Consider the following 16436-nt stretch of genomic DNA (forward strand, 5'->3'; position numbering starts at 1 on the left):
CCCGCCCAAATGGTCAAAGATCGAGTTTCAACACACCTGTCGCGCGCGACACGCAGGGGATGAAGCGGTGGCCGCGTGCCTCCTTGGACAGGACGGCATCCCGATGGATCGGCTGTCCCGCCAGCATTGCGCATTCGCAGGTCCCGCACACCCCGTTCTCACACGAGGCCATCAACGGCACACCGGCCGCACGCAAGGCGGCCAGTGCCGTGGTCTCAGCCGAAACCTCAACCACCCTGCCCTCAGCCAGTTCTATGACGAATGGTTCCGGTGGCGCGCCATCAAACTCGGGAGGCTGGAAAGTTTCGAAATGAACAGTACCCTCGGGCCAGTGTTGAGCCGCGCGCCCCACAACCGCCATGAAGCCAGGCGGTCCGCAGTAGTATGTCTGCGCGTCGTCCGAACGGTTCGCCAGCAGCGCGGCGATGTTCTGCCGGGTCTGAGGCTCGTCGTCGAAATGGATCCGCACATTGCCGCCAGGAAGATCGCTCCCGATCGCCGCCAAGAGTGGCGTGAGCGCCCGGCTGCGGGTGAAATAGTGCAACTCGAAGGGCTTGGCCTGCCGGGTGAGCGCGCGCGCCATGGCCAGAATCGGGGTGATCCCGATTCCCCCTGCCAGCAGCAAAGTCGGCCCCTCGCCTGGCTTGAGCGCAAAATGGTTGCGTGGCGCGGAGACAGGCAGTGTGGAGCCGACGGCAATGGTTTCGTGGATCCACGCCGAGCCGCCACGGCCGTCATTCTCGCGCTTCACCGCGATGGTGTAGCGGCCAAGCTCGGTCGGGTCGCCGCAAAGTGAATACTGACGCACCTTCCCTTCAGGCAGATGGACGTCGACGTGAGAACCCGCTTCGAACGCCGGCAGCACAGGTTTGCGTGGGTGTTTCAGGTCGATGACCAGCACGTCGCCCGGCTCCTTGCGGGCGGCGGTCACGGTCAGCTTCATGATGATGCGCGGCGAGGCCATGGCGTTTCACTCGTCGATGGGCAAGATCAGATCACCGGGCCGGATCACGCCCCCGACCTCGATTGTGCAGTTCAGGCCGGAGCGGTTCAGAAGCCCCTCGTAGAGACCCGGAAGCCCGAGCAACTCCTCGATATACTTGCACGGCACATTCATCCGGGCGGCCCTGAGGATCGTTTCCCCGACCCGGAAGCGTTTGCCGACAAGATGGCTAAGCGGAACGCCTCGTGTCGTCAGATTGCGCCGGTGATCTTCGGGTGCGAGCTTGGCCTTGAAGCCCGGAATTCTGGGTTCGCCCTGCGCGATGGCGTCCAAGACTTCAGCTTCGATCAGCGTCACTTCGCGAACATCAGGACGCGCGGAATAGGTCCCCGTCCCCAGGTAGTAGCGGTCTCCGACAATGCCTTGGCCGGCAATAAGCTGCGCCTGCGCCAGCTCCTCCATTTCATAGGAGGCGGCAGGCGCGATATGGACGTGAAGCAGCTTTCCTCGCCAGGTCATCATCGCTCTCGGAAATTCGTCTCGTGGAAACCTGCTGCAAAACTGGCCTGATCAACAGCGCCAGTTGCATGGCATTTTTCCGGTCCAGTTGGCTGTTTGGAAAGAAATACGGGGGGCCCTCGGACCGTTTTCAGCGCCAGCTTTCGGCGTCGCCCCGTCTCAGTTGTTCCGCGCCGGCATCGCGTCTTGCACCTGCTTGACAACCTCTCGCAGGACCTCAACGCCCTTCCCGATCTGCCGAATGCTCAAGGCGGCATAGCCCATGACAAGTCCGACGCGATCGGTGCGGCCTTCGTCCGATGGCCGTTCGTACAGCGGCGAGATCAAGTGTAGCCCCAGGCCAGCGTCGCGGGCGGATTCGACCAAGGCCGTTTCCCGCGATCGTGGCAGGTCATTGAACCAAACCGCGACGTGCAGTCCCGCATCAGCTCCCTGGACAGTGATGCGATCCCCGAAGCTGTGCTGCAAGGCGCCCAACAACGTTTCCCGACGCTCGCCGTTCAGCCTGCGCACACGGCGCACATGGCTTTCGTAGCCGCCGCTCTCGATCAACGATGCCAGCGCTTCCTGTTCAGCGACCGGCGAATGCCGGTCTGCGAATTGTTTGGCGGTTGCGAAGACCTCCTGCAATTCGGGTGGGACGACGAGGTAGCCGATGCGCAGCATCGGCGAGAGCGTCTTGGATATCGTGCCGAGATAGATGACAGCCCCGTGGTCCTCGAGACTGTGCAGCGGAGGGACCGGATTGATGTCGTAGCGATATTCGCTGTCGTAGTCGTCCTCGATCACATAGGCGTTGTTGTGCCGCGCCCATTCCAGAAGCTGATGGCGGCGCGCGATCGGCATGACGCCGCCCAGCGGAAACTGATGCGATGGCGTCACATAAGCCAGTCGTGCTCCGATCCCCGCCAGCAACTCGGTCCTCATCCCGTCTTCGTCGACGATGACCGGGATGGGTGAGGCACCCGTACTGGCAAAGACCTGACGCGCCATCCTGTAGCACGGATCCTCGATGACGAAGCGGTCGGCGGGATCGAGAAGCAGGCGCGCGCACAGATCAAGGCCCTGCTGCGAACCGCTGACGATGATGATCTGGTCGAGGTCGCAGCTCAGGGTCCGGGCGCGCCAGAGATAGCCCTGAAGCGCCTGGCGGAGCCGGCGCGAGCCGCGAGGATCGTCATAGGCAAGACGCAGCGGGCGCTGCCCCATCGCCTCGTTCATCGCGCGTTTCCAGACCAATGAAGGGAAATCCGACGGCGCGAGGTCGCCATAGCGGAACTCGACCTTCAGCCCAGTCGGCAGATAATCTGGCCAGGGTGACGTCGCGCGCAGCCGCTCGCCATATGCGGACAGGTGGATCGGGCCGACCCGTTGCGCGTGAGTGCGCCCCGTCCCATGACCCATCAACGAAGACGCAACGCGAGGTCGTGCGCCTTGACGGACTTCGATGAAACCCTCCGCAGCCAGTTGCTCATAGGCGACCGTCACCGTGGTTCGCGAAACGCCGAGGTCATTTGCCAGGGCCCGGGAGGATGGCAACTGACTGCCGGTTTCGTAGACGCCGCCGAGGATTTGCTCGCGAAGGGCTTCGTATATCTGGCGTGCACCCATCGCGTGCGAGCGCGCTGCAGACCCGGCACTTGAAGACTGGACCATCTCTTTCATCGCCAACTGGATATTTCACATTGGCCAGGTTGCCGTCAATCTTTCGGAACCCCAAGAGAGATCGCAGAGGCCGAATGACCAGCTCCCATCAATCCGAAACCGATGCTCCCACGGGGTCGCTCAACCGCACCAGCCCCGGATTTGCCACCCGGGCGATCCATCATGGCTACGATCCGGCCGGCTTTTCCAATGCCGTCCAGCCGCCAGTGTTCCTGACGTCAACCTATGGGTTCGAAAGCGTGGCAGCAAACGATGCCGCCGCCGCCCTTGGTGGACGGCTCTATGCGCGCGAATACAATCCCACGACCGAGATCCTCGAGCAGCGGCTCGCGAATCTGGAAGGAGCCGAGGCGGGGCTGGTTGTTGCCTCGGGGATGGCGGCCTTCGGCACTCTGATCCTGTCGCTCCTGTCCCAGGGCGATGAACTCATCGTCCACAAGACGCTTTATGCGAACACGCTTGCCATGGTCGAACAGGCGGTCCCCCGCTTCGGCATCAAGGTCGTCGCGGTCGATCTGTCAAATCCCCACAATCTCGATGCTGCGATCACCGAGCGGACGCGGCTGGTTTTCTTCGAGACGCCGGTGAATCCGCTGAGCCGCATCCTCGACATAGCGGCAATTGCCGAGCGCGCTCACGCGCGCGGTGTAAGGGTTGCAGTCGACAGCACCTTCGCCTCGCCCGCGCTCCAGCGACCGCTTGAGCACGGGGCGGACATCGTGCTCCATTCGCTGACCAAGTACATCAATGGTCATGGCGATGCCCTTGGCGGGGCGCTTCTCGGCGACGCCCAAACGCTCCGTACGCTGCATGAAACGGGCCTGCGCTACATCACCGGCGCAGCGCTCTCGCCCATGTCAGCTTTCCTAATCCTGCGCGGTCTCAAGACGCTGACGCTGCGTATGGAACGGCACAGCGCCACGGCCCTTGCGGTGGCTCGGGCGCTGGAAGCGCACCCGGCGGTGGCATTTGTGAGTTATCCGTTCCTCGACTCGCACCCTGATCAGGTGACGGCGCGAAAACAGATGTCCAACGGATCGGGCATGTTGGCCTTTGGCCTCCACGCTGGATACGAAGGAGCGCGCCGGATGATGGACCGGCTCAACCTGATCATTCGCGCCGTCAGCCTCGGCGATGCCGACAGCCTCATCTATCATCCAGCAAGCCTCACCCGTGCTCGGCAGCCGATCCGCAAGGATGCCCATTTGGCCGATGGAGTCGGCGAGGATCTCATGCGTCTCTCGGTGGGGCTTGAAGACGCTGATGACCTGATCGCCGATCTGCGGCGGGCTTTGGACGTCTTGTAATGACCTGGCGTGCGGCCACCTCTGCGCTCACACATAGATCTGGAGCCTTGCCATGGCATTCCTGAGCGGTCTTTCCGCGTTCCCCATCACCCCGACCAATCGTGACGGCCGCGTCGATAGCGTTGCCCTGCGCAGGCTGATTGCTCGGCTTGGCATTGCTCAGGTCGATTCCATCGGTCTTCTCGGCAGCACCGGCACATACATCTATCTGTCGCGCGAGCAACGGCGGCGGGCGCTCTCCGAGACCTTGGACCAAACGGCGGGGCAAATGCCGGTCGTGGTGGGTGTGGGCGCGCTGCGCACCGATGAAGCCGTGGGGCTCGCGCAAGACGCCAAGGCCCTTGGAGCAGCTGCGGGTTTGCTTGCCGCCGCCTCCTACACCCCGCTTACTGATGACGAGGTGTTCGAACATTTCTCCACTGTGGCGCGCGAAAGTGGCCTGCCGATCGTCGTCTACGACAATCCAGGAACGACGCATTTCCATTTCAGTCCACCCCTTGTCAGCCGCCTGGCAAAGGTGGCTGGGATTGTCGCCATCAAGAATCCGACAGACAAAAGCGATGCGATCAAGAACCATCTGACCGCCCAGAGGCGCACACTGCCGGAAGGGTTCTCGATTGGCTACAGCGGCGACTGGAACGCCGCCGAGGCCATGATCGCCGGCGCCGACACATGGTACAGCGTCCTCGCGGGCATCCTGCCCGAGGTCTGCATGACGATCGTCACAGCGGCGCAACAGGGCGATGCGGCCGAAGCGCGACGGATCAATGCCGCGCTGGTCCCGATCTGGAGCGTCTTCAAGGAGTTCTCGAGCCTTCGCGTCGTCTATGCACTCGCTGAATTGCTCAACATTTGCAGTGCCGAACCCCCGCGTCCCATCCTGCCTCTGCCCCCAGCAGCGAAGCGCCAGATCGCCGCCGCGTTGAAAGGTTTGCCATCGGATGCCAGCCGGTGAACAGCAAACCCCGTTCGGCAAGTGAAAGGAAGTGCATGTATTTACCCGCTCATTTCGAGAACTGATCGAAAACAACGCACTCGGCGTGCTGATAGCCATGGCTGGAGCGGTCTCGACGCCAATCACACCCCTTCTAACTCGACAATCGACTGCGGAGGTACAGACTGCGCAGGGCACTCCGCCCATGCCGCACCGTTCGCCTTCAAACTAGGAATCGGTGTTTACCCATTTGAATGGCATCGAGCCGGCGCTTTACTTCCGGCCCGGTGCGCGCATTGAAGCCGGTGCCAATGCCGCCGGCGAACACCAGATTTCCGTCCTCGACATTCGCCAGAGCACGCTTCCCGACCGCCGTAACTGTTGCCGGGTTCGCAGCCGATGACGATGAACTCATCACTCAGCACGCATTTTGTCTCACCCATTCTTGGCGCCGGCCGGATCGATATGGACTGACACGCAGCTTGGAGACGATGCCCTCGAGGCCGAACTGGCAGACTTGCGCGAGAATGTCGCTGCCGCCGCTGATCTCGTCGCTCAGAACGATGCCGTTTGGGCGGCGTCTCAGCAGGTTAACTAGCGCTTTGCGCCGATCGACGAGTGGCCGATCGCGAAGACCCTCGCCGTCGATCTTGAGCAGGTCGAAGCCGGCAAGCATGGTCCTGACGTCTCCTGCCGCGGCCAAGAGCCCGCTGAAGACTGGGAATGCGCGACAAGCCTTCTGGTCAACGACGAACGCCTCACCGTCTATTATCGCGTCCGAGGCGCCGAGCTCGGCCACCGCCCGGGACGATAGTCGGAAAGCTGAGGGTCCAGTCGTGGAGGTTGTCGAGGTAGGCCCCCATCGATAGTCGTCCCATTTCATTTCGTGTAGCCAATCAGGGCCCTGCCGGACGCGGCCGACCAGCGGTCGATGTTCGCGACACCCGAATGTCCAGTCTCGTGTAACCCAGCCTAAAGCGGCCTGTCCGCCCCAAAAAATGACATTCAGTTGCCTCCAGCCTTTCGACACGACCCACTTCACGATCTCGTAACTCGCCAACCTAGCGGCTTGTTGCTTGAGCTGCGCGTTCCTAGGGTGTGGTCGCTAGGCCTCAGCAACAAGAGCTCGGTTGCCAGGCGGGCGGAGGCTCAACGAGATAGCCAGCTCAGGACAAGGAGAGCAAGCAATGGTCGCTTTTACCCTCAATGGCGAGGCGCGAACACTCGACGTCGATCCAGAGATGCCGCTGCTCTGGGCGGTCCGTGACGTCATCGGACTCACGGGAACGAAATTCGGTTGCGGGCTTGCCCAGTGCGGCGCTTGCACGGTTCACGTTAACGGCATGCCGACGCGCTCGTGCCAGACCGCAGTCGGCGACATCGAAGGAGCCTCGATCATCACCATTGAGGGTGTGTCGGGCAAGATAGGCGAAACGGTCCAGGCCGTGTGGGCCGAGTTCGACGTACCTCAATGCGGCTATTGCCAGTCTGGCCAGATCATGTCGGCCGTGGCCCTCCTTACAGAGACGCCTAAGCCGTCGGACGATGATATTGATTCGGCGATGAGCGGCAATCTCTGCCGCTGCGCCACCTATCACCGCATCCGCGCGGCCATCCACGAGACCGCCAACCGGCTGGAGACTTGAGGTATGTCGCAGTTTCTCTCGAAGCATAACTCCGTGCGGCCCACGCGCCGCCAGTTCCTCGTCGGCGCGGGCGTCACCACCGCTGGTCTCGCCGTGGGCTACCGGCTAGTGCTGGCGGCGTCCGACATCGCACAAACGACTACTGCAAAGGTTCAGGCGAACCCCTTCCAGACCTATGTCGAGATCACAAAGGAGAACCGAATCATCATCTACTCCTCGCAGTTCGAGATGGGACAAGGCTCCTATTTCGGCATCGCCACCCTGGTTATGGAAGAGCTCGACGGCGACTGGGCGCAAGTGGACGTGGTCGGCGGATATGGCAATACCGCGCTCTACGGCAATCTCGCCTGGGGCGGGGCCGCGCAGGCAACTGGTGGCTCCACGTCGATGAGTTCGTCGTGGGAACGCTACCGCAAGGCGGGTGCTGCCGCACGGGCCTTGCTGGTGGCGGCCGCGGCGCAGCGGTGGGATGTGCCAGCCGGCGAGATCAAAGTCGCTTCCGGGGTCGTGTCGCACGCCTCAGGGATGCAGGCGCGCTACGGTGACCTGGCTGAAGCCGCAGCGGGAATGCCGGTTCCCGACGACGTGCCGCTAAAGCCGCGCGACAAGTGGGCCCAGATCGGATCGGACAGCCTCAAGCGCTACGATTCCGCCGGCAAGACCAACGGCGCGCAGACCTACACGATCGACCTCATGATGGAGGGACTCCAGACGGCCGTTATGATCCATCCGCCGAAGTTCGGCGCCGAGATCGAGAGCTTCGACGCAACCAAGGCCAAGGCACTCGACGGCATTGTCGATGTCGTCCAGACGCCGCGAGGCATTGCCGTGGTTGGCAGGGACACCTGGACGGCGCTCAAGGGCCGCGACCTCGTGGAGGTGACCTGGAACGAGGAGAAGGCCGAAGGGCGCGGCACGGCCGAGATCATGGCCGAATACAACAAGGCAGCAGACGATCTGGGCGCGGCCACCGCGCGCGACGACGGTAACACTCCCGCAGCGTTCGCCAGTGCTGAGAAAATCATCGAGGGGCACTACGAATTCCCCTATCTTGTCCATGCTTCGATCGAGCCACTCAACGCGGCCGCCCGAATCAACGAAGACGGCACCATCGACGTCTGGGGCGGACACCAGATGCCCGACCTTTATCAGGCGGCTGCCGCTCAGGTAGGCGGCACCACGCCGGACAAGGTGAGGCTGCACGTGATGAAGACCGGCGGCAGTTTCGGCCGCCGCGCGGTCTTGGATGCAGATGTCATTATCGAAGCTGTTTCCACAGCGCGTGCACTGGGACGCGGCAAGCCAGTGAAGGTGCAGTGGACCCGCGAGAATGACATGCGGGGTGGGCGGTACCGGCCGGCCTATGTGCACGCAGTCAAGGCGGGGCTCGACAAGAAAGGCAATGTCGTCGCTCTCCATGACCACATCGTGGGCCAATCGGTCTTGGGGGGTTCGACCTCTGCGGCGATGATCAAGAACGGCATCGATCCAACCTCCGTAGAGGGCGCCACCAACCTGCCCTATGCGATCCCGAACCTGAAGGTCGAGCTGACCACCACGGACGTGAACATCCCGGTGCTGTGGTGGCGTTCGGTAGGCTCCACCCACACCGCTTACGCGGTGGAAACCCTGATCGATGAGCTCGCCGCCGCTGCGAACCGTGATCCGGTCGACTTCCGCTTGTCAATGCTCGGTCACCATCCACGGCATGCCGCCGTGCTTAAAGTGGCTGCTGAGAAGGCAGGCTGGGACAAGCCTCTGCCGGAAGGCCGTTTCCGCGGCGTGGCCCTGCATGAAAGCCTCTCGACCTATGTCGCCGATGTGGTGGAGATCACCCTCAACGATGAAAATGGTTTCAAGGTCGACCGCGTCGTCTGCGCGGTAGATTGCGGCACCGCGATAAATCCTGACCAGATTCGCGCTCAGATGGAGGGCGGTATCGGATTCGGGCTAGGTGCGATCCTCCAGGAGGAGCTGACCCTGAAGGGCGGTGTCGTAGACCAAGAGAACTACGATACCTATACACCGCTCAGGATCGAGCAGATGCCGCGAGTCGAGGTGCACATTGTGCCGTCCGAGGAGCCGCCCACGGGAGTTGGTGAGCCAGGTGTGCCGCCGATCGGCCCGGCCGTCGCCAACGCGCTACGGGCGGCGACGGGCAAGGCTATCCGCAAGCTGCCGATTATAAAGAACATGTCAGGAATGACACCATGAAACAGCCGCGATGAAGATCGCGCCGTTTTCGAACGCCTCCTGACAGGCGCTCATTTCCATTGGTCAAATTCCGGCGGCTGCCCGCTCCAATATCCGGTCTGGAGACGCACCCCGTGTTCTGAACGACCACAGACGGGCCTTGGCGCCGGTTCCACTGAAGAACCGCTTTCGAGACGCAAACGCGTCCACTCCATGAAGAGCACAACCGTATAGCACCAGGAAGGCTAGCTACCTCCATCGCTTCGGAGACCCAGGAACCCTCAGAAAACCGAACCTCCCGAGCTCAGAGGCGCTCGTGATCACAATCGCGCTGGTGCGTGGATCATTGTTCAAGGGTTTGTCAATAGGCAGGCGAGATGGCCGATCGACATGATCTTCGCCCGATGCCCTACAAACACAATGCCAGCCGCTGTCACGGAGTCGCGAAGACGAAGGCAATGAGGGTCGACGCCGATACTCATCGTTTGGTTGACAGAGCGCTTGGAATGCCATGCGCTTCACATCGGAGTAGCCATCCGGGAAGCCTGAAGCGCTTTGAAAACGCATGTGCTGCGGCTGTTATTCATAGCGTGGATGACTTTGATCAAAACAATCGATTTCATCACTCTTCCGGAATCGTGCATGGACAAAAAAGAGCCTCACGCACCAATCACACGCTGCTCTATCGCGTGACGAAAGCTGCCTTAGGAATAATCCAAAGGAGAAAATCTTCGATGCGCCCTGACGTGCAGTGGAGGTCGTGCCGAGAAAGTGAGTTGCAACTGGCCGACAATGTCGGGCGGTGCGACCATGGTCGCTTCGGAGAATGAAATCGGGCCAGTTCACGGGGGCGGTACTGTTATTCGTCGACGGCCGCCCTTCCCAAGACAGGCGGCATCGCAAGTTGGTTCTGCCGATGAAAACAACATCGCCGGATACATGTCAGCAGCCGCTCAGGATTGGATGATCCAGCCAAGCTCTCGGCGTGATGGCACTGTAGGCGTCACAGTCGAAGCATCTCATTGATCGTTTATGAGGCTTTCTTCGATGCCGCTGATGCCTGACGGGCGGTCGCAGCTGCAGGCGACAACACGGCCTATTTAGTTGGAAACAGTCGAGGTAAGCCAATTTGGCTTCCCGTTACTATCTGGAGAAAGAAATGCTGTGCCTAGGAATCAGCGGCGGACTTGACCAAGTCCATGAAAACCGATTCGAGCGTCCGAACGCCTTTATGCACGATGGCGCCGCGGTGCTCGTCCGAGACGGAAAGGTGATAGCCGCCGTAGAAGAGGAACGCCTCAATCGAATCAAGCACTCGAACAAGCTGCCAAGTGGTTCGATTCAATACTGTCTCTCGACGGCCGGGGTTCAGCTCAGCGACATTGATCGTGTCGCGGTCTACGCCAGCGAGCCCTATGCCAACGCCATGCTTGAAGGTATGTCCGCTTCCCAACCGGACATTCTCTCCACTCCGTTGGATGCTAAAATGTTGGTGCAGAACCTGTTAGCGCGTGAGTTCGGCACTAAGTTGGACAGTTCGCGTATTTCATTCGTAGGTCATCATCAGGCGCACGCCGTGAGCGCCTTTGCAATGTCGGGCTTCGAACAAAGTCTCATTCTAGCGATTGATGGCTGTGGTGATTTCCTGTCGGGCCTTGTGGCGGTAGGGTCTGGCACAGAAATTACGCAAATCGAGGCTTTCCCGGAGGACAATTCTCTTGGGCTGTTTTATCTCGAGACGATCCGCTGTCTCGGCTACGGCATGTTCGACGAGTATAAGGTAATGGGACTCGCGCCCTATGGCGACCCCGCTCCCTATCGCGAGCTCTTCGAGCAGTTCTACGAGCTCTCCGCCAACGGTGGCTACCGTGTTCACCTCGACCGCATCGGTCCGGCGTTGCTCCGCAACATCGAGATCAGGCGAAAGGGAATGCCTTTCACCCAGCAGCATCGAGATGTGAGTGCGTCACTGCAGGAAGCGCTTGAGCGGATCGTGTTCCACATTCTCCGGCACCACCGTGAGGCCACCGGCATGAAGCGGTTGTGTCTGGCGGGAGGGGTAGCCCACAACTGCACGATGAACGGCAAGCTGCTGTATTCAGGGCTTTTCGAAGACATCTTCGTGCAACCCGCGTCTCACGACGCTGGCTGCGCATTGGGAGCTGCGCTGATAGTCTCTAACGAGATGGGCCGCCCCGCGCCGCGTGAGCGACTGCAGGAGGTCTATTGGGGTCCTGATCTCGGGAGCGACCGCGCCGTGGAACAGGAACTGAATGCATGGTCCGGACATCTCGAGGTTGAACGCTCTTATGACGTAGCGAGCAGTGCAGCCCACTGGATCACCAACGGCGCCGTGATCGGCTGGGTGCAGGGTCGTTCGGAGTTTGGGCCACGTGCGCTGGGCAACCGCAGCATTCTTGCCGACCCTCGGCCCGCTGCAAACAAGGACCGGATCAATGCCATGGTCAAGAAGCGCGAAGGCTATAGGCCTTTCGCACCATCTGTGCTGGAAGAGGATGCGAGCGAATTTTTCGACCTCCCGGACGGTAAACACGAATTTCCATTCATGAATTTCGTCGTTCGCGTGCGTGACTCAAAGCGCGCCTTGTTGGGTGCCATTACGCACGTCGACGGTACGGCTCGGCTGCAAACAGTATCGCGCGATGCCAACCCCGCTTACTGGGAGGTCATCAATGCGTTCAAGAAGCGGACAGGCACTCCAATTCTGCTCAATACGTCCTTTAACAACAATGCTGAACCGATCGTGGATACGGTTGCAGACGCGATTGCCACATTTTTGACGACAGAGCTGGATGGACTTGTGGTCGGGCCCTTCCTGGTAAAAAAACGGGCTGCAACGCTGCAGGATTGGACTGCGCTTTCGATTTCATTGCCTCCCTCAGTCTCCCTCCATCAAACCCGTGCTTACACAGCGCGAGATCATCAGGAGACTGTCTGCGAGATTATTCCGAACCACTCCAGCATTGACAGTGTGCGAATTTCAAACGACCTGTTCAATCTGCTGATGCGGATTGAGGGCGAAGCCGTGTTAAGCGATCACCTCAATATAATTGCGCCGGATCAAGCTGAGCATGAAGCTCTGATGGAGGACCTGCGAAGACTGTGGGAGCAGCGCCTGGTTCGGCTGCATCCCTCACAAGCCGCTCGGATGGATCATGGGTCCGATCAAACGCCGGACCAGCCTAATAGGCTATCAATGTGATAGAGATGCCGCTCAAGCTCGGCCAATCAATAGTGTTCATCGACCCCGCCTGCGAGCTCACCGCTGTGATTAGGGGGGTCGAGGTCGCCCTGGTCAGTATGCTTAGGAATGCTAGGGTCTGGCCTCGATATTGACCGGACTTCTGTGTCGAGAGGTCCAGCCCGCAGAACTTTAGAAACTGGCGATGATGACCTAAGCGGCGAAGATCGCCGGCTTCGGCAATGACGGTCAATGCCTTGATCGGTCCGATGCCCGGGATTTGTCGCAGGAGCTGATAATCCTGGCTGTGCCGCAGCAGATCGTCGGCCTGTGCTTCGATCTCATTGCGGTGCCGGATCAGGCTGCGTGCTTCGTCAATGACCATCCGGAACATGCGAATGGCAGGCGCATCAAGTGGCAGCGGCAATCCGATCGATGGGCGCGCCATCTCGAAAATATCCATCAGAATCTGTGCCTGCTGACCTTGCGGCCGACGATATCCCAAGCTGCTGCCACAAACTCCTCCTTCGTCAGCGCCGTGATGCTTGCTGGGGTCGAAAAGGGCTCGCAGCGGATCATGGTAGACCTGCGTCGCCTGGATCCTGAGCATGTGTAGGATCACCTGGGCATCGATCTTCTTGCCGAATATGACGCCGAAGGCCTTAAGAAGCCCAGGCATCTGTTCTCGATTTTGCCTACTAGGCTGACGAGAAGGTCGCGTGCCGACAGCAGCACCCGCACGACACAGGTGCCGTGGCTCTTGGTGCGAACCTGCTTAAACCATCCGGTCCGTCCGATCTGGCAAGGCCCGCCGCTCGTCGGGGCCCGATTTGTTCGGCATCATCGAGAGGGCGGCGCTTGACACGATCGGAAGTCCGCGCTCCGTTAACTCTTTCCAGAGCCAGACCGCAAGCGGTCACGGCTCCATGCCGATCCGCTCCGTCTCCGCATTTCCACAGTCCCGCCCGCATCTCCCGGTCGGGCCCGGGTAGCCATTGCGCTGCAAGGCGGGTCTGATCGCTACGGCGGCGCCCGCCACCCTCTCCATCAGTCGGTTCGGCGACATAGCCAATCATCTCCCGTAAGAGAAGTGCTTCAGGCAAGTTCCGCAGGTTCAAGGAGATCGTTGACGGCGCCACTTGGGAGCTGCGTCGAGTGCATGGTCGAGCTTGCCGCCCAAGGTACGTGGCTTCGAAACGCGTGCGATTGCGCCTCATTCAAGACCGGTAGCGGGTGGTCGCCGACATACAACGGGGCGCAGGCGACTGAAACGAACCCGTGGCCACTACGGAGCAATCCTGCCGCCTGACCAGGCGCGTGGAAAAGTATCACAACGGTGACCACAGCGTCGCTTCAGGCCGTCAAAAGCTATTGCCGTGCGTCAAGGCGGGCTAGGTGACCCGTCGGAGGCCGGCACCAGCGGCTTTGTCGAGACAAGACACATGCTATTGGGATTTGGCCGCCGCAGCCGCGAGCATCGCTTCTCCCATCGCAATGGCCCCTTGGGCACGCAGCATTTCACCAGGGTTCTGAATGTCGCGCAAGTCTTTGTTCTGGCTGAGTTTTGATTTTCCAACCAGGCCGGTGATCTCGATCTCCAGGGCGACGATTGCCTTGACCATCGTGTCGATGAAGTCCTTCGGCGCGTCGCCCATCTTCCATGGGACCGGCTGCGAGGTTTCTTGCATGTGAGTGAGCTTCGCCACGTTGCGGCGCACATACCGCTCATCATCCCGGACAGTGATGCGTCCGTGGGCATGGACGACGAGATAGTTCCACGTCGGCACCTGCTTGTGGAATTCATGCTTGCTTGGATACCAGTTCGGCGAGATGTAAGCGTCGGCCGCACGGAAGATTACGAGAACCTCATCGCCATTGGCGACTTCCTCCCAGACTGGGTTCTTGCGAGCGACATGGCAATTGAGAACGCCCTTGTCTCCCTTCGAGCGGTCAAGCTCGAAGGGGAGGTGGTTCGCGTCCAGTGTGCCTTTGCTTTGGGTGACGAGGATACCAAGCGGGTGTTTCTCGATAACCTCGAACAGGGCGTTCTGATCGGGGACGGCAAAATGGGGCGGAACGTACAACGGTTTATCTCCTGTCGTGAATGGCGGTTGCTAGTAATCGGCGGAGCCTTACGGAACGGGCTCCTGAATCTTCGCTGCCGTCGACGAGTGCCCCGGATCTCGGTGTCCACCACGCTCAAGAACCGCCATCGAGAAATGGGCGGGCACATCAGATGCCGCCGCGTATGCGTGCGGTTGATCAGTGACAAGCCGCGCACTCTCGCCTTCGCTTAAAATGACCACATGGGTACCTACCACAACGCTCAGGGCACCCTGACTGACCGAGATCAGCTCGCGCGTATCCGGACTATGAGCATCTGCGGAAAACACGTCGCCCGGCATCATGACCCAGCTCCACAATTCGAACATCGTGCGCCCCGAGGTCGATGAATGAAGTTGTGCAAAGCTTCCCTTGGCGCTTGTCCAAAGCATCCTCGTCTCTGTCCGCTCAATAGGGAGGCGAACTATGGAAGGATCGTCATTCAGCAAATCGGCCACGGAGAGCGAAAACGCCGCCGCCAGTCGGCAAAGTATGCCGATACTAGGGTTCGCCTTGCCTTGCTCGAGCGAGACGACGGTTCCCTTGGACAAGCCACTCAGTTTTGCCAGTCGATCCAGGGTCAGATTTTGGTCGCGCCTCAAGTCTCGGATTCGAACCGCTATCGCTTTGCCAAGCACCTGCTCGGAACCCATCGCTGTCGTAACATCGGTCATTATATTGACTTAGGACCTCGGCTCACCTATTGCGGTCAGTATAATGACCGGGGCGAAATTGCAACTGCCCGTTAGGAAGGAAATAACCGATGCGTTTTGAGACGAAGGCGATCCACTGCGGCCGAGGGGTCGACGCGTCCACGGGGGCCGTATCCATACCGCTGCACACCAGCACGACGTTCGAACGCGGTGTCAACGGGTCATTTCCGTCCGGCTTCGAATACACAAGGGATGGAAATCCTACACGCAATGCGTTCGAGGCGGCCATGGCGACGCTTGAGGGAGGGGAAGACGGCATCGCCTTCGCTTCGGGCATGGCCGCAATCGCTGCAGTTTTCGAGAGCCATCCGTCGGCGGGTCGGATCGTTCTGCCGGATGACATGTATTTCGGCATTCGTTCGCTGATCGAAGAGACCGACATTGGGTCTCGCTTCGACTTTGCCCCAGTCGACATGCGCGATTTGGACGCTTTGCGCGCCGCGGTGACATCGAAGCGGACTGGCCTCGTCTGGATCGAGACGCCGTCAAACCCGATGATCCGCGTTGTCGACATTGCGGCCATCTGCGCAATCGCGCACGAGGCAAACGCCTTGGCGGTGGTGGACAATACGTGGGCCACCCCAGTGCTTCAACTGCCACTCGAAATCGGGGCAGACGCGGTGATGCACTCGGCGACAAAGTACATTGGCGGCCACTCGGATTTGATGGCCGGTGTCGTCATTGTCCCAAACGCGTCACCCCTCGGTCGCCCATTGCGGATGGTCCAGAAACACAAGGGCAGCGTCGCAGCGCCCTTCGACTGTTGGCTGGCGTTGCGGGGTCTGCAGACATTGCCGGTCCGCATGCGCGCCCATTGCGAAGGCGCCCAGAAAGTGGCCGAGGCCCTGGCGTCTCATCCCCGCGTCGAAAAAGTGCTCTTTCCTGGTCTGCAAACTGATCCGGGACACGATCTTGCTACGCGGCAAATGAGCCATTACGGAGCGATGCTATCTTTTATCGTCGAGGGCGGAGCCGATGCTGCAATGGCCGTGGCCGGCCGCCTGAAGATTGTTGTCCGGGCGACAAGCCTTGGCGGGACGCATTCTCTGATTGAGCATCGCGCATCCGTTGAAGGTGCGAAGTCCAAAGCGCCAGGCGGATTGCTGCGAATTTCTGTAGGGCTTGAACATCCTCAGGACATTATCGATGACCTGATGCAGGCCCTAGGCGAAACCTTCAAAGCGGGAGTCCAATGACGGGTGCAAGAACTC

The 16436-nt window shown here is 60.5% G+C and carries 13 protein-coding genes and 1 pseudogene; 6 read left to right on the forward strand and 8 right to left on the reverse strand.

All coding sequences use genetic code 11. The features are described from left to right. Positions 1 to 13: 13 nt before the first annotated feature. The 3 genes from NKG99_RS10400 to pdxR form a co-directional block, all read right to left on the reverse strand. On the reverse strand, positions 14 to 964 hold the full coding sequence (locus NKG99_RS10400) for a PDR/VanB family oxidoreductase (protein ID WP_023697831.1): 951 nt from the start codon (positions 962 to 964) through the stop codon (positions 14 to 16). Between the two features lie 6 nt (positions 965 to 970). Next, positions 971 to 1462 (reverse strand): MOSC domain-containing protein, encoded by a 492-nt coding sequence (locus NKG99_RS10405; RefSeq protein WP_023758446.1) that lies wholly within the window; start codon positions 1460 to 1462, stop codon positions 971 to 973. 159 nt (positions 1463 to 1621) lie between these two features. Further along, positions 1622 to 3127 (reverse strand): MocR-like pyridoxine biosynthesis transcription factor PdxR, encoded by a 1506-nt coding sequence (pdxR, locus tag NKG99_RS10410; protein ID WP_352582456.1) that lies wholly within the window; start codon positions 3125 to 3127, stop codon positions 1622 to 1624. Between the two features lie 74 nt (positions 3128 to 3201). Between pdxR and NKG99_RS10415 the strand changes: the two genes are divergently transcribed. Together NKG99_RS10415 and NKG99_RS10420 are read left to right on the forward strand one after the other, a co-directional pair. After that, entirely contained in the window at positions 3202 to 4434 is a 1233-nt protein-coding gene (locus tag NKG99_RS10415) for a trans-sulfuration enzyme family protein (RefSeq protein ID WP_352546075.1), read from the forward strand. A 52-nt stretch (positions 4435 to 4486) separates the two neighbouring features. Further along, positions 4487 to 5389, forward strand: coding sequence for a dihydrodipicolinate synthase family protein (locus NKG99_RS10420; RefSeq protein ID WP_352866992.1), 903 nt, complete (start codon positions 4487 to 4489; stop codon positions 5387 to 5389). Positions 5390 to 5591: 202 nt separating this feature from the next. Here the strand turns inward: NKG99_RS10420 and NKG99_RS10425 are convergent, their stop codons facing one another. Both NKG99_RS10425 and NKG99_RS10430 read right to left on the reverse strand, forming a co-directional pair. Continuing rightward, positions 5592 to 5783, reverse strand: a complete 192-nt coding sequence (locus NKG99_RS10425; RefSeq protein WP_352582421.1) for a hypothetical protein — start codon at positions 5781 to 5783, stop codon at positions 5592 to 5594. 3 nt (positions 5784 to 5786) lie between these two features. After that, the gene (locus tag NKG99_RS10430; RefSeq protein WP_352867081.1) at positions 5787 to 6251 is read right to left on the reverse strand and encodes an ATP-dependent DNA ligase; all 465 of its coding nucleotides are present in this window, start codon (positions 6249 to 6251) and stop codon (positions 5787 to 5789) included. Between the two features lie 304 nt (positions 6252 to 6555). On the opposite strand from NKG99_RS10430, the gene NKG99_RS10435 reads away from it, so the two are divergent. The 3 genes from NKG99_RS10435 to NKG99_RS10445 all read left to right on the forward strand — a co-directional run bounded on the left by NKG99_RS10435 (position 6556) and on the right by NKG99_RS10445 (position 12430). Next, positions 6556 to 7014 carry a (2Fe-2S)-binding protein gene (locus NKG99_RS10435; protein WP_352866994.1) on the forward strand — a complete coding sequence of 153 codons (459 nt, stop codon included), beginning with the start codon at positions 6556 to 6558 and terminating at the stop codon, positions 7012 to 7014. A 3-nt stretch (positions 7015 to 7017) separates the two neighbouring features. Next, positions 7018 to 9228, forward strand: a complete 2211-nt coding sequence (locus NKG99_RS10440; RefSeq protein WP_352866997.1) for a xanthine dehydrogenase family protein molybdopterin-binding subunit — start codon at positions 7018 to 7020, stop codon at positions 9226 to 9228. Between the two features lie 1138 nt (positions 9229 to 10366). Continuing rightward, the gene (locus tag NKG99_RS10445; protein WP_352590846.1) at positions 10367 to 12430 is read left to right on the forward strand and encodes a carbamoyltransferase family protein; all 2064 of its coding nucleotides are present in this window, start codon (positions 10367 to 10369) and stop codon (positions 12428 to 12430) included. Positions 12431 to 12545: 115 nt separating this feature from the next. Here the strand turns inward: NKG99_RS10445 and NKG99_RS10450 are convergent. The 3 genes and pseudogenes from NKG99_RS10450 to NKG99_RS10460 all read right to left on the reverse strand — a co-directional run. Further along, positions 12546 to 13040: pseudogene (locus NKG99_RS10450) on the reverse strand (transposase); the annotation flags it as partial. An 814-nt stretch (positions 13041 to 13854) separates the two neighbouring features. Beyond that, a complete protein-coding gene (locus NKG99_RS10455) occupies positions 13855 to 14493 on the reverse strand; it encodes an FMN-binding negative transcriptional regulator (protein ID WP_352867000.1) in 639 nt (212 codons plus the stop codon). A 48-nt stretch (positions 14494 to 14541) separates the two neighbouring features. Continuing rightward, positions 14542 to 15186, reverse strand: a complete 645-nt coding sequence (locus NKG99_RS10460; RefSeq protein ID WP_352867003.1) for a helix-turn-helix domain-containing protein — start codon at positions 15184 to 15186, stop codon at positions 14542 to 14544. A gap of 89 nt (positions 15187 to 15275) precedes the next feature. Between NKG99_RS10460 and NKG99_RS10465 the strand changes: the two genes are divergently transcribed. Next, positions 15276 to 16421 (forward strand): trans-sulfuration enzyme family protein, encoded by a 1146-nt coding sequence (locus NKG99_RS10465; RefSeq protein WP_352867006.1) that lies wholly within the window; start codon positions 15276 to 15278, stop codon positions 16419 to 16421. The last annotated feature ends 15 nt before the right edge of the window (positions 16422 to 16436 follow it).

Origin of the sequence: Mesorhizobium sp. M1409 (assembly GCF_040317535.1) — a bacterium.
Lineage (GTDB): Bacteria > Pseudomonadota > Alphaproteobacteria > Rhizobiales > Rhizobiaceae > Mesorhizobium.